10 protein-coding genes are annotated in these 13,158 nt (G+C 50.2%); 2 read left to right on the top strand and 8 right to left on the bottom strand.

Annotation, left to right across the window (positions count from 1 at the left end; all coding sequences use genetic code 11):
* Positions 1-22: 22 nt before the first annotated feature.
* The gene (locus DQG23_RS03915; RefSeq protein ID WP_113029459.1) at positions 23-1,225 is read left to right on the top strand and encodes an MFS transporter; all 1,203 of its coding nucleotides are present in this window, start codon (positions 23-25) and stop codon (positions 1,223-1,225) included.
* A 248-nt stretch (positions 1,226-1,473) separates the two neighbouring features.
* Here DQG23_RS03915 and DQG23_RS03910 read toward each other — a convergent pair whose 3' ends face one another.
* The gene (locus DQG23_RS03910; RefSeq protein WP_202865854.1) at positions 1,474-2,148 is read right to left on the bottom strand and encodes an NAD(P)H-dependent oxidoreductase; all 675 of its coding nucleotides are present in this window, start codon (positions 2,146-2,148) and stop codon (positions 1,474-1,476) included.
* On the opposite strand from DQG23_RS03910, the gene pdxR reads away from it, so the two are divergent.
* Positions 2,140-3,636, top strand: a complete 1,497-nt coding sequence (gene pdxR / locus DQG23_RS03905; protein ID WP_158560284.1) for a MocR-like pyridoxine biosynthesis transcription factor PdxR — start codon at positions 2,140-2,142, stop codon at positions 3,634-3,636. The two genes, DQG23_RS03910 and pdxR, sit on opposite strands and share 9 nt — an antisense overlap.
* Positions 3,637-3,915: 279 nt before the next feature.
* Here the strand turns inward: pdxR and DQG23_RS03900 are convergent, their stop codons facing one another.
* From DQG23_RS03900 to DQG23_RS03870, 7 genes are all read right to left on the bottom strand, one after another.
* On the bottom strand, positions 3,916-5,871 hold the full coding sequence (locus DQG23_RS03900) for a GTP-binding protein (protein WP_113029456.1): 1,956 nt from the start codon (positions 5,869-5,871) through the stop codon (positions 3,916-3,918).
* 132 nt (positions 5,872-6,003) lie between these two features.
* Positions 6,004-7,332: an SMI1/KNR4 family protein gene (locus tag DQG23_RS03895; RefSeq protein ID WP_113029455.1), complete on the bottom strand. Its 1,329-nt coding sequence runs from the start codon at positions 7,330-7,332 to the stop codon at positions 6,004-6,006.
* Between the two features lie 18 nt (positions 7,333-7,350).
* Positions 7,351-7,893 (bottom strand): endonuclease V, encoded by a 543-nt coding sequence (locus tag DQG23_RS03890; protein WP_337589384.1) that lies wholly within the window; start codon positions 7,891-7,893, stop codon positions 7,351-7,353.
* Between the two features lie 34 nt (positions 7,894-7,927).
* Positions 7,928-8,554 (bottom strand): hypothetical protein, encoded by a 627-nt coding sequence (locus DQG23_RS03885; RefSeq protein WP_113029453.1) that lies wholly within the window; start codon positions 8,552-8,554, stop codon positions 7,928-7,930.
* A 358-nt stretch (positions 8,555-8,912) separates the two neighbouring features.
* Positions 8,913-10,001, bottom strand: a complete 1,089-nt coding sequence (locus DQG23_RS03880; protein ID WP_113029452.1) for an ABC transporter substrate-binding protein — start codon at positions 9,999-10,001, stop codon at positions 8,913-8,915.
* A 105-nt stretch (positions 10,002-10,106) separates the two neighbouring features.
* Complete coding sequence (locus tag DQG23_RS03875) at positions 10,107-11,711, bottom strand: AraC family transcriptional regulator (RefSeq protein ID WP_113029451.1); 1,605 nt, start codon at positions 11,709-11,711, stop codon at positions 10,107-10,109.
* A gap of 379 nt (positions 11,712-12,090) precedes the next feature.
* The gene (locus DQG23_RS03870) at positions 12,091-13,092 is read right to left on the bottom strand and encodes an ABC transporter substrate-binding protein (protein WP_113029450.1); all 1,002 of its coding nucleotides are present in this window, start codon (positions 13,090-13,092) and stop codon (positions 12,091-12,093) included.
* Positions 13,093-13,158 lie beyond the last annotated feature (66 nt).

The raw sequence follows: 13,158 nt of genomic DNA, 5'->3' as shown, positions 1-13,158 counted from the left end.
TGGAGAGAGGAGCATTTCGAATATGTCAAATGCTTGGAAAATTTATATGCTGGCCGTCGTCAGTTTTTTGGTCGGAACGTCAGAGTTTATTATCGCCGGCATTTTGGATAAAGTTGCGGGTGACATCGGGGTAACCGTTTCTGCGGCAGGTCAGCTAATTACCGTCTTTTCGCTGGCTTATGCTTTTGGCACTCCAGTCCTTATGGCGATTACGTCCCGTCTGGAACGCCGGAAGCTGCTTATTTATTCGTTAGCCGTATTCGTGCTTGGGAATGCGGTCGCGGTTCTGCTGCCGGGTTTCGAGTTTCTGATCGCGTCACGGATCGTCCTCGCGCTTAGTACCGGTGTCTTTGTCGTGACGGCTCTGACCGTCGCATCCAAACTCGCGCCTCCCGACAAGAAAGGAAGCGCAATTGCCACACTCGTCATGGGCTTCAGCACCTCACTCATCGTCGGCGTCCCTCTTGGAAGGGTTATTGCCTCCGTTTATAATTGGAAGTTGATTTTCGGCGGCATCGGTGTACTCGCCCTGTTCGCCATCCTGGCGGTGTCACTTGTGATTCCGAAGACGGGCAGCGAAGAACCGGTTCCGCTTCGTAAGCAGCTGGCGTTGCTGAAGGAATCGAGGATCGTCGTGGCGCTTGCGATCACCTTCTTCTGGATCGCCGGTTATTCCATCGCGTACACGTATATTTCACCTTTTCTCCTTACCGTTACGGGCATGAGCGAAAAAGGCGTGAGTATCGGTCTGTTTGCATTCGGTATCGCCAGCTTGATCGGCTCCAAACTCGGCGGTTACGGCACGGATAAATGGGGCGTCCCCCGTACTTTGATCGGAGGCATGCTGATGCACGCCGCTGCCTTAGTCCTACTCTCGCTGGCGGCGCATTCTCCGGCGGCCGTATTCCCGATTCTTATGCTGTGGGCGTTCTCCGCCTGGTCATCGGGACCGACGCAGCAATATTACTTGCTGTCCCTCGCTCCGGAAGCTTCCGGCATTATGCTTAGCCTGAACACTTCCGTTCTGCAGCTTGCCATGGCCGCGGGGGCGGGCATCGGCGGCGTCGTTGCCGAGCAAGCGTCCCTTACGTCAATCAGCTGGATCGGGGCTGCGGGAGTCGCAATAGCCGCAGCTACTGCCGCCGTTTCTCTCGGCTTGACCCGCTCGCGTTCGCGCTCGCTGCGGAAGCCCCAAGAAAAAAGCTTGCGAAAAGCCGGAGCTTGACTGTCGGCAGGCATCTCGTTTTAGCCGTTCCCCATACGGACTGCACATTCCAAAATCTAGGTATGTTAAGAACTTCATCCCATTCTCGCCGCGGCATATTGGACTTATAAAACATCACTTGCTCCGCGGCGATGTTTTAACTGAAAAAACCTTAAATTTACTATGATCGTATAATATATAATAGAAACTCAAGAATGAAATAGGAAGAGAATGATAAAATAATAGCGGAAACGTTGTCCTTCCAGCCTTCATCTAAAGATGTACAGCGCCAAACGTTCCGCTTCCCACAGCCACTTTTCTCGCTGTGCATTCGTGCTCCCCGCGACGACGCGAAACACTTTGCGGCGAATCTCTTGAACCCCGCAGTATGCCAACACGCAGCTCCTCCATATCGTATCCAGCGGGTCTTTGAACGCGGATAGTTCACGCACCTCGGGCGTATTCGACGTGTTAACGACTAGCGCCGACCGGATATGGAGAAGCCCCTCGGGGATTCCGCTCCCATCGTCGCCGGTGTTGAACCGGTAAGCGACACCTTCGCATATTATTTTATCGATCCAGCCCTTGAGCATCGCCGGAGGCTGGCCCCACCAGTTCGGGTGGATGATAACCAGCCCTTCCGTGGCGGCAAGTTCGGCGCGATGCTGTCGTACAAGCGGGTCCAGCAAATCCCTTTCGTCTCCATACAGCACGGGATCGAACGTTTCTTCATAGAGGTCATGAAAACTGACGATATGTCCTTGAGCTTCCAGCCCTTCCCGGATACGCAGGGCGATTGCATGATTGAAGCTGTTCTTGTTCGGGTGAGCCAGTACGAGCATAATATTCACCGTTATACCCTCTTCCTTTTTCGTTTGAAAATGACTTGCAGCCGTTTGGCAATCCCCTATTTGATCACGATGCGAGGTGACGACGTGACGCATGAGCTTCTCCTGACTCTCGAATACGAATCGGCGGTTCCGTTATTCAGACAGCTGTACGAACGGCTAAGACATGCGATTATACATGGTTTGCTTAAGGAAGGGGAAGCACTCCCTCCTTCACGAACGCTTTGCGCCGCCCTCGGCATTTCGAGGACTGTCGTACTGGAGGCTTACGGCCAACTGCAGGCCGAAGGCTTCGTAGATGCTCGAAGAGGCTCGAGGACGTATGTTACTTATAAGCGCGACCAGGTCCGGCACGAGTCTGAACCGTTAACGCCTATGGGGCTCGAATGTAACGAACGCGTCGCTTCCCTGCTCGCTCAAGATGACGCTCCATTATGGATCGGAGAAAATCGCAAGAAGAAGGCGCCGCAGCTGGGCGTAATCGATTTCAAGCATGGCGTTCCCGCATATGACGCTTTTCCAATCAAGACCTGGAGCCGCTGCTTGGTTGCGGCTAGCGGCAGCGCCGGACCCGATATGCTGGGTTACGCCCCTGCGGAAGGCTCTCCGGCACTGAGGGCCGAAATCGCACGAATGCTGAGGCATTCTCGCTCGCTTCACGCGGAGCCGGAACAAATCGTCGTTACGACGGGCGCCACGCAGGCGCTCGATATCCTTTCGAGGGTATTGCTTGGCCCTGGCGCTCAGGTGTTTTTGGAAGATCCGTCCCATCCCGTTCTCCGAAAACTGTTCGCCTTCGCAATGGCCGACGTGGTTTCCGTCCCAGTCGATCGCGGAGGTCTGAGGGTCGACCGGATGGACGCTTACGCCGGCGGGAAGGACGCGGGGACAAAGCTCGTTTATGTAACGCCTTCCCATCAATTCCCGCTCGGCGTTACCATGTCCTTGGAGCGGCGGCTGCAGCTTTTGGATTGGGCCAACCGGCACGGCGCATTCATTGTGGAGGACGATTACGACAGCGAATTCCTCTACGAGGGGCACAAACTGTCGTCATTGGCCGGCTTGCTTCATAGCCGCAACGTTATCTACGTTGGCAGCTTCAGCAAAATATTGTATCCCGCCTTGCGGATTGGCTACGCGGTGCTTCAAGACGACAAGCTGAAGTCGGCGTTCCTCGCCGTCAAATGGATAAGCGACCGGCTGACGCCGACACTGGAGCAGGAGACACTCGCGCTCTTCATGCAAAGCGGCGGATACGCCAGACATATCAAAGCGATGAACGCCTTGTACGCCGAGCGTCGCGCTTGCCTGGTCGAATGTCTGCGTGCTTCATTCGGCAGCCGGATCGTACTTCACGGCTCGGAAGCTGGCCTGCATTTGACGGTCGAACTGGAAAGCGATATGAGCGAACGCGATATTGCCCGTCTTGCGCTCGCCGAAGGTGTCATCGTCTACCCTGCAGCGGATTACTTTATGCTGGAGAATCCGGTCAAGCCGTCATTCATACTAGGCTACGCGGCGTTAACACCATATCAGATCAGAAAGGGTGTTGCCGTTCTACACCGAATTGTAAACGGCCGGTAGCCGTATGTTTAGTTGGTGTCACCGATATGCCAGAGCCAACTAGGTGAGCATCAGGTCCGAAGATCGCGTCCCTTCTTCCCTTGCATTGTAGCCCTAGCTTGGGCAAGGTTGAATAACCAATTACTTGCGATTTTTACATACCGCTTTGGGAAACTTGGTATACAAAAGGGAAAACCGCAGGCGGAGACAGTCCCTGCGGTTTTCCCTTCAGTTAAAAGTGAAATAGTCTAAACAAAATGACCGGGTTCAGCAAACAAATTTGCATTCTAATCGGTCCGCTTAAAGAAGGTGCATCTTGGCTTCCGCCTCGTCCCAGGGCACGGAATAACCAGCTCCCTTGGCGCAGAAAATGGAGGAGGAGGTATAGAGAGGGTCCGATTCCTTCAAATAGCCGATTCGTTCGATCACTTCATCGGCATTATGACACCGGTCGTAGCCGCTGAACATACACCGGATGCTGCCTCGTCCATGTGTGAAGGAAGCGAGCTCGGAGCTGTAGTTCATAAAGGTCGACACGGGTACCCTTCCCGTAATGACCGCGTGGTTATCCTTCGTTTGCGGCGGCTCGAACGTACCTGTGGCACGCCGAATATCGGACATCACCCTCCCCATCTCGTTTATTCCCACCTTGATTTTGAAATCGTAGTAGGGTTCGAGCAGCAAGTTGTTCGCTTTCTCCAGCCCCTGACGCAGTGCGCGAAATGCGGCCTCGCGGAAGTCGCCTCCATGCGTATGTTCGTTATGCGCCCCGCCTCTCAGTAACGTGATCTTCATGTCCGTGACCGGCTTGCCTGATAACAGCCCGTGATGCTCCCGCTCATAGAGATGCGCCCGAATCAGATTTTGATAGTTATAACCTAGGTCATCCGGATGACATACGCTGGCGAATTGGATTCCGCTGCCCCGTTCCCCAGGTTCAAGCAGAAGGTGTACTTCCGCATAATGCCTGAGCGGTTCGAAGTGTCCATACCCCGTTACGGCGGACTGGATCGTTTCTTTATATAAAATTTCCGGCTTGCTGAAAGAGATATCGAAACCGAATCGCTCTTTCACTACATGTACAAGCACTTCCAACTGGATCAGGCCCATGACGCGAATGTGAATCTCCTGCAGGCTCTCTTCCCAAAAGACGTTTAACGTCGGGTCCTCCGCATTCAGCATCCGGAACTTTCCGAGCACTTGCTGCACATGAAGCGAATCGTCGAATTGAACTTTCGCTTGCAGTGTCGGTTCCGACTCGTAAGACAACTTATCTGCGTAAAGCCCCAAGCCTTGTCCGACCTCGGCAGAAGACAAACCCGCAACCGCAAACAAATCGCCGGCTGATACTTGCTCCACCGGCTGCGTTCTGAAGCCGTTAAACAATAAGATCCGCGTAATCTTCTCTTCGTATCGAATCCCGCCATTCTCATAGCCGAGCTGCTCACGGACCTTCAGACAACCGCTCAGCGCTTTGATGAACGTAAGCCTGACTCCGTTTGCATCGTGACGAATTTTATATATTCGGCCCCCAAAAGGAGCAGTCTCGTCATAAGTCATAGTTGTCAGCAGGTGCAGTTGATCCAAAAATTGTATAATGCCCGTATCCTGCAGCGCAGACCCGCAGGCGCACGGAAAAAGACGGCTCTCTCGCACCATTTCCATAAAGGCGTGCCGCCAGAAGCTTTGATCATCCTTTCCCTCCAGGAACGCTTCAAGCAAAGACTCGTCCCGCTCAGCCATTACCTCCCGCAACGCTTCACTGACAATGCCGTCAACAAAGCTTTCCGTGATGGAACAGACATCCCCGGTCAAATGCCGGCGTATGTCCGCTTCGGTTCGGACTGCATCGGCGCCGATCCGATCGGTCTTATTGATGAAGAAAAACGTCGGAACCCGATGTTTGCGCAGCAACTGCCAGACAGTCTCGGTATGGCCTTGAACACCTTCAACGGCGCTGACAATCACAATGGCGTAATCTAATACTTGAATCGCACGCTCCATCTCCGCTGAAAAATCAACGTGCCCGGGCGTATCAATCAAATAGAAAACGTCGCCTTTATAGTCCATAACCGCCTGATCGGCGAACACCGTTATGCCCCTTTCCCGCTCGATGTCGTGGCTGTCCAGGAAGGCATCTTTATGATCCACCCGCCCCCTCGAACGGATGCTGTTCGTATGGTATAGCAACTGTTCCGCAAATGTCGTCTTGCCCGCATCCACATGGGCCAACAAACCGATCGTTAGCCGCTTCATATTCCCACTTCCTCAGCTTGTCGTCTAAATTCTCTTCTTACATTAAAGCACAAGAGTCGGGAACATGAACTATCGACGATAAAATCTAGCTGCTTGTCCAGCGAATAAATATCATTGTAGTAAGAAAAGCCATTATTCTTTGTCAAAATAATCTTCCGGCAAATGTAATTCTTTCAAACAACCTATAAATTTATCCCTGAAATTTTCATTGTTTTTATAATCCGGCCATGCGGCTTTATAATAAGGCAATAACTTCTCATGAGGGATCAACCCCCAATATAAAATCGTGTTTTTCATCACAATTTCATCGCCGCCTAATAACATCCGTTCAATGATTTCCCAACTTTCCGATTTGTCATTGCAGTTGCGTGCGGCATAGATTGCGGCAGCTTGCATACTCGAGTCGGTGTGGCACAAAAAAGGCTCAAAGTTTTGGACGGTAATCGCGTCGGAGGATTCCAGCACATACCCCACATGACGTAGTGTTTCCGGGTCCCGTACCTTGTCAAGACTTTGCAAGATCGCTTTAATAAATTCCGTTAGATCATAAGATTTGCCGTACCAGTTCAGAATCATTAAAGCTTGTAAAAAATCCTCATTTCTATTTGAAAGAAGCAGCTCCATAAGATAGTCTCTTCCCGCATCAAATGAAGTCTTGCAAATTAGCTGAATGGCAGTAGTGCGATCGGATTGTCTTTGATCGGCAACGCTTTTTAAAAAATCAATGGCCGGCTGCGTGATTTTCTTAAACTTGAACATTCCGGCAAGCCCATCCGATTTGATTTTTTCGTTTGAGGCGTCTTGATAAACCTGTATCAACGCATTTTCATCGCCCGGCATTCTGCTGCCAAACCATGCGATATCATAATCCAGAATTATTTCGTCCAACCAGCGCTCATACCAGTCCAGAAAATTATCTTCATAAACAAAGAAAAAGGGATGATCCTGATAAAAATCTGAAGTGTACACGATTTTCCCCTTAAAATCCCCTTCAAGTACGAGATACATATCGTATTCGCACCCTTGTGTGCCGATACACAACATGCCGCCCAGCACCTTTTCACGGGTTGCGTCGTATTCCAGGTCGGAAATGTCCTCATCACTGATCAAGGGTTCGATAAGAGGGTTCCATTCCTCTTTTGACATTCCCGGGTACAGAACGCATTTTGTAGCGAGCGCATTCGTACCGGTATAGGAAGCCGCCTTTTCAAGCGGATAGATGCCGTAAAACGGACCGGCGCCTCCATTTCCGACTTTCGTTAAAAACTGGGCATATGGCTCCGGAAGCGTTACCTGATATTTTACTTGCCAGTCCGCAAGTTCTTTTGTTGTAAGCTTATCGTAAACCGTGTATTTATGTGAGGATGATCCAAACACCAAAAAAGCCGAATCTTTGCGCATTGCTTTTTCGAGTTTGTTATTTATTCGATCAAGCTGTGATTCTTTCTTCCAAAACATCATATTGAATCCCCCTTTCGCCTATAGCCGGGTTTCCTTCGTTTGCTTATCCAGCAATTTCAGCAAATGCGGAAATCGGAATTCTCCGTACATACTCTGTATGTGACCGGCTGCGACTGACAGCTCCATGCCGGCAGAGGTTATAAACAAAGGTTTGGTGCTTTTGCCTCGGTAAAGTTTTTTGACAAAAGCTTCGTTGTCGTGAAAGGAGCTTTTTGCAACACCGATCACCGGTATTTTCTCAGAAAATTCAGTGTAAACGTAATGTCCGAGCCCGGGCTTTTTCTCATTATCTAAGTACACATAACCGTCCACAACAATGGTATGTATTTGGTTTATATCGGTAGGTTTCAACAGTTCCCGTATGCACGGAAGCTCTCGTTTATAGAAAAAACCCGTTTCGTATTCGAGAGGGTTTTCCGTATAAGACGTAATGATTTCGAGTGGTTTCGAATCTCCCCAGCCTTGAAATATAACCCCCACCGATTTCGCTTTATCTTCCTCATAATACACATCGACAGCGATGATCATGGTTAGCGATTCCTTTCTTAAGGCGCAATCAATCTATAGATTGCCATTATATCACATAGTTTTTCCGTTAGTTGAACGAAGATCGATAAAGCAAACCTGAATTATTAATTGATGTGTACAGTTCATCAGGTAGTTTATTTTTTAATGATTGATCTATTAAGACGGCATGAAACTTTCTTAGGTTATCTTCGAATTTAAGATTTGTTAAGTTGTAATTTTCGTTTGGCCATGTTTCATTAACGTCAAAAAAAGCTTTGGTATCTTCCTCTATGGCTATACCACCGACGCTAAACTTTAATTCTCTATAAAGTGAGATCAATAAAGAGATAAATTCATCTAATTCATCATGTCTTACTCCTGGTTGATTCCATTCTGGGGCATCAGTTGTATCTCCGAAAAAACAAATAGAATAAGATAATAAGCCCGAACTAATTTTCTCGACCAAAAGTAGAGCTCTCCGTTTTCGGGTTGTGTGGACAGTTAGGTTTATTGTTATCTGATGTATCTTTACACTGTGAGGATCATCTTCGTCATAAAGATAACCCTCGTAAAATTGCTGAATATAATCTGAAGGGCAATGAAATTCTATTTTGACGTTACCTTCTTTCATCTTGGAGATAACTGTTTCAAGCTTGGTTGGTTCTTTAATTATGAAGCTAAGTTCTAAAAATGGGCCCCCTTGTAACCAACTCATCAGTAATCACCTCATAAATAGTTACTTCATAGGTATAATTCTTGTTAAAGTTTATTTTTTCCTCCAAGCCTCCACGACTAACACTCCCGTTACTTCAATGAAAAAGAGAGCCGTTACCGCGGCAATCTGCTCCTGTCTTCTCAAAATAGTTGTTGCTGCCGAGGTCATGACTTGTCCCCTCTGTCGCTTGCCACCATAAAAACAAAAAAGCCGCATGATATGCGACTTTTCATGAGATCTCGTTCTTGTCACTAAACGCTCCGCGGCATGATGAAGCCGCTACTCGTCAACCGATGTCGGCAATGGCCCCTTCGTGGAAAGCATCAGATTGCTTCGTATGTATGTAGTCGAATGCCCGTTATTGCTTGCCGGTGACGGCGGCCACCACATCGTCGATCGATTTGCCGTCGGCGATCGGACCTGACATCATCCAGTGTCTGGCCGAGACTTTGAATACGTGATTTTGCTTGACTGCCGGCATCGCCTTCCACACTTGCATTTTTTCTACCTCGATCGAAGCTGCGCTTAATTTAGCGAAATCCTGCGCGTTATCGATCGATCCCCCATAAATGGCGAACACATAATCGGCGGTAATCGAAGGAAGCTTCTCCAGCGACGTATTGATGCCCCAATCGTCGGACGATTCTTTCTGGAACGCAGCGATGCTGTTATCGGGCTTCAATCCCAACTCCTTGTAGACGAGTGGAGCGAAGCTGGGAAAGTACACCTGCAGGTCCTTGTCCGAAGGGCGCATGTATACCACCGTTTTATCCGGCCCTACAGCCGAAACGATAGCGCTCTTGGCCTTCGCGAGCTTGTCTTCATAAGCTCGAATCACTTCTTGCGCTTTGTCCTCCAGGCCGGTCGCTTTTCCGATATCTACGATGGAGGACTTCCAATCGTTCGGAGTGAAGGCGATTGTCGGAGCGATCTTGCTCAGCTCGGCGTACCCTTTCTCGTCGGTGGAATAGGCCTGAACAATGATGAGATCCGGCTGTGCGTCCAGGATTGCCTCTAGGTTCGGTTTGAAATCCGCGCTTCCCGAAAGCGGAATGTTTAACGCTTTAAGCCTGCTGTCTAAGAAGTAACCGTCGAAATCATAAGCGTACACCATCGGAACCCCTAAGGACAGCGTGATATCCTCTAAGCCAAAAACGGCGACACGTTTCGGATGCAGAGGCACTTCCGTCTTGCCAAAGGCGTGCTCGATCGTTCGTGTCTTCGGCTCCTTTGCCTCAAGCGCCGGTTTCGATGAACTCGACAGCCCGGTGCTTGGGGCTTCTCCCGCGCTTCCATTCTCGCTCACGTTCGTTTTGTTCCCGCATGCGCTGGCCAGTGCCATAAGGAGAAGCAGGATGATCATCGCGGCAAGCCCTTGTTTTTTCCCCTTCTTTTGCCCCTTTGGCGCGCTTCGGCTGACGAGAGCGGCTATCTCTGTTAGAAGCATAGTATTCCCTCCAAATATTATCGATATTGAGAATCATTCTCGTAACCTGATTATAATGATGATCCTCTTCTGTGGGAATAGGAAAAGGTGCTGACTTTATCCCTGTTACTGAGCACGAAATAACAAGTCAAGTTCTTGCAGCAAAAGCTCGTGCCGGTTAGCCGTATACTCCAGGATCGGTTCCCGGTGCCAAGAATCACCGGACATCAAATAGACGTTCCGGTTCCTAACGGCCTTCAAACCCTTCCAGCACTCCGACTGCTGCAGCCGCTCCCATTCTGCAAGAGATTGCCGTTCCCGCATAACGCTGACCATCAGCGCGTCTGCGTCGATCGCCGCCAACCGCTCGACCTTCGCGAATTCCGTATATTCGATCCGTTCGACACCTCGTGCGCATCGGACTCCCAAGTCGTCGTACAGCACCGTTCCTGCCCGTTTACCCCAGATCTGGATCCCGAGCGGCGAAATATTGAGAATGAGCAATCCTCCATGGCAAAACGATGCGGGAACGTTATGGCGCATCGCTTCAGCTTTGCTGTCGTAACGCGCGAGCCACTGCTCCCCTTCCTTCTCCCTGTCTAGAAACCGGGCCGTCTGCAGCAGATGAGACCGCCAGTCTTCCCGATGCCAATTCAGGAACAGGACAGGCGCAATCCCCCGCAGCTTCTCCTTTTCTTCCTCGGGAATCATCTCGCTCAGGGCGACGATTCGGTCCGGGCGTGCCCGTTGCAGCGCCTTCCGATTAAAGTCATAGTCATGGCTCAGCGGCACTTTGACATCGAAGCGGTACTTTCGGCGATAATCGTCCGACCAGGGCTGGTCGATCGGAGCGGCGTAAGGAATGATCTGCAGAGAAAGCAAGTGGCCGATGTTGGGCCAGCTGTACGCAGCCGTTCTGCACTTCCGGTTTGCGACATAGATTCGCGGAGGAAACCCGACCTGCTTCTTGAACTGGCTGCTGAAGTAAAGCGGATCCTTGTAACCGACTGCGTAAGCGGCGTCGCGTACGGACCCGCCGGCCTCCAGCAGCCGCTTAGCCTCATTCGTGCGGAGCTCCGCGAGACAGTCCATAGCACTTTGGCCGAATCTCTCTTTAAACGATCGCATGAAATAATATCTGCTCATGCCCGCCTCCTCGGCCAGGATCTCGACTGTGACAATTTCCCGATATCGAAGCTTCATATATTCGAACGCTTTCTCCAGCACATCTTCGCTGCGGCCTTGCTTCTTGAACAGCAAGTGCAGCAATTCCTGGAACCCGGCTTGGCTGGCAAAGCGGTCTGCCTCGTCGCCGGTTCGCCAATAATCGGCAATCTTCTCGCATAGCGATTGCACGGAAGCGGAAGCAACCGACCTTTCGTTCTCCATGAGCAGCTGCTCTGCCGGTACTCCGCTTCCATCAGAAGAGATAATGTCAAAATGAAATCGATAGAGCGGCTGGCCCCCTGTCGATTCGTAAACCGCCTCCACCCGCTGGCCTGGCAATGCGAACCGCACTGTATACGGCGCAAACGGATATGGGACGCCGTCAATGACGATGCTGCCGAGCGGCCTGGCCGATGCAAGGAGCACATAACCCGGAGTGGCCTCATAGATCAAACGGTAGGCTGCATTGTGCACATCCCGAAAGACGTCCATTAATCCGAACCAAGTGGTCCCCAACAATTGCCCTCCGACCGGAGCGTCCCCGTTTTCTTGAAGTCGGGTCATATTTTCGCATCCTCTTTTCCGATGTTCTTACTATGTTACTGATCTTCATCGTTAACTCGAGTATTCGTAACAGAGACTGGAACGCGGGATTTTAATAGCATTCCTGCCACCCGTCTCTCCGCGGGTTTCATGGATGGCCGACATCGTTAATTTCTCTAAAGATTATAACGCGATTGATAATCGTTATCAATTGATTCTTTTAAATGATGCGGTCGCTTGAATACCCTGCAGCAGCCTACATGGTATAACACCAAAAGGCTGCCAGTCTCGGCAGCCCTTTTGGTCTATTCGATTGACCTGCTATGTTCTTGTCACCCGACAGCAGCTTCGGGACAGCCGGACCAACTTGTCTATCATTTAAAGAGCAGCCTAGGCCTTATCACTTTGGCAATTTCATAAAATTGTCGGCGGCCAAGCGGATTGCCAGAACGCTGCCTGTATTCAGAGAATTATCAAAAAATAAAACATGATTGTTTTTCACGGCGTTTAGAGATTGCCACACGGCAAGAGCTTCCTTTTCCTTGACCGCTGACTTTGCAATATCCAGAGCATGCTGGATAATGATATAATCCGGATTCATTTCCGCCAAAGCTTCCAGGGATAATACGGCTCCGTCTTTCGGATATCCATTCGGCTTCATCAGACCAAAACCCGTAGTATCATTATAGTACGTCGTGTTTGCCGTCCCCTGAGCGGTAAAATTGGACTTGCTGTCAACCCTCAGTAAGGCAAAGCTTTTATTTTTTAGATCGCCCATTTGCGCTTTCGTTTTCTCGATCATACCCTTGGTTTCCTTGATAAGCCGCTCCGCCAATTCCTCTTTGCCGATAATCTGGGCGCAAATCATCGTTGCATTTTCCCATTTGTCGCTATAGTCGATTTGGATGACAGGAGCGATTTTGCTTAACTCCTCATACTGCGCGTCAACATGACCTTTAAAGGTTACAATCACATCCGGTTTGGAGGCGATAATCGCTTCCATATTCAAATCTCTGCCGCTGCCCAAATCTGCTATCTCGGCCTTTCCTCTATAAGGCTGTAAAGTAGCGAATTCCTTCATCGCATTTGCTGCGTTGCCCGAGGCAATCGGAGGCTTTTCCAAAGCGAAAAAGTAATCCAAATACAAGGGATGGAGCACCGCTATACGCTCAGGCCGTTCCTTAAGCTCGACTTTGTTACCGGTAGCGTCCGTAATCGTTCTCGGCCATGCGCCCTTCTCGGAAATGCCGGCTTCAGGCGTGCTCGAACCGGTTGGCTGCTCGCTTTTTTGCCCATTGGCGGCGTTTGTGGAGGGGTTTTCCTCTGCAGGCGTTCCGGTACATCCGGCCAACGCTCCTATCAGGATGATAAGCGCAGCAATTAAGCAAATCCATTTTTTCATTTTGCTTCCTCCAACATAGTCTTACATACAAATGGTACATCATCCTGCGTTCATTCATCCGAGTTC

The sequence above is a fragment of the Paenibacillus contaminans genome, from assembly GCF_003285015.1.
Lineage (GTDB): Bacteria > Bacillota > Bacilli > Paenibacillales > NBRC-103111 > Paenibacillus_V > Paenibacillus_V contaminans.
The sequence above is the reverse complement of the archived record's forward strand: the minus strand, read 5'-3'. Positions and strand labels throughout refer to the sequence as shown.

Coding starts and splice junctions, on each gene's coding strand:
- DQG23_RS03915 (WP_113029459.1), top strand. CDS start 23: ATGTCAAATGCTTGGAAAATTTATATGCTGGCCGTCGTCAGTTTTTTG.
- DQG23_RS03910 (WP_202865854.1), bottom strand. CDS start 2,148: ATGCGTCACGTCGTCACCTCGCATCGTGATCAAATAGGGGATTGCCAA.
- DQG23_RS03900 (WP_113029456.1), bottom strand. CDS start 5,871: ATGAAGCGGCTAACGATCGGTTTGTTGGCCCATGTGGATGCGGGCAAG.
- DQG23_RS03895 (WP_113029455.1), bottom strand. CDS start 7,332: ATGATGTTTTGGAAGAAAGAATCACAGCTTGATCGAATAAATAACAAA.
- DQG23_RS03885 (WP_113029453.1), bottom strand. CDS start 8,554: ATGAGTTGGTTACAAGGGGGCCCATTTTTAGAACTTAGCTTCATAATT.
- DQG23_RS03880 (WP_113029452.1), bottom strand. CDS start 10,001: ATGCTTCTAACAGAGATAGCCGCTCTCGTCAGCCGAAGCGCGCCAAAG.
- DQG23_RS03875 (WP_113029451.1), bottom strand. CDS start 11,711: ATGACCCGACTTCAAGAAAACGGGGACGCTCCGGTCGGAGGGCAATTG.
- DQG23_RS03870 (WP_113029450.1), bottom strand. CDS start 13,092: ATGAAAAAATGGATTTGCTTAATTGCTGCGCTTATCATCCTGATAGGA.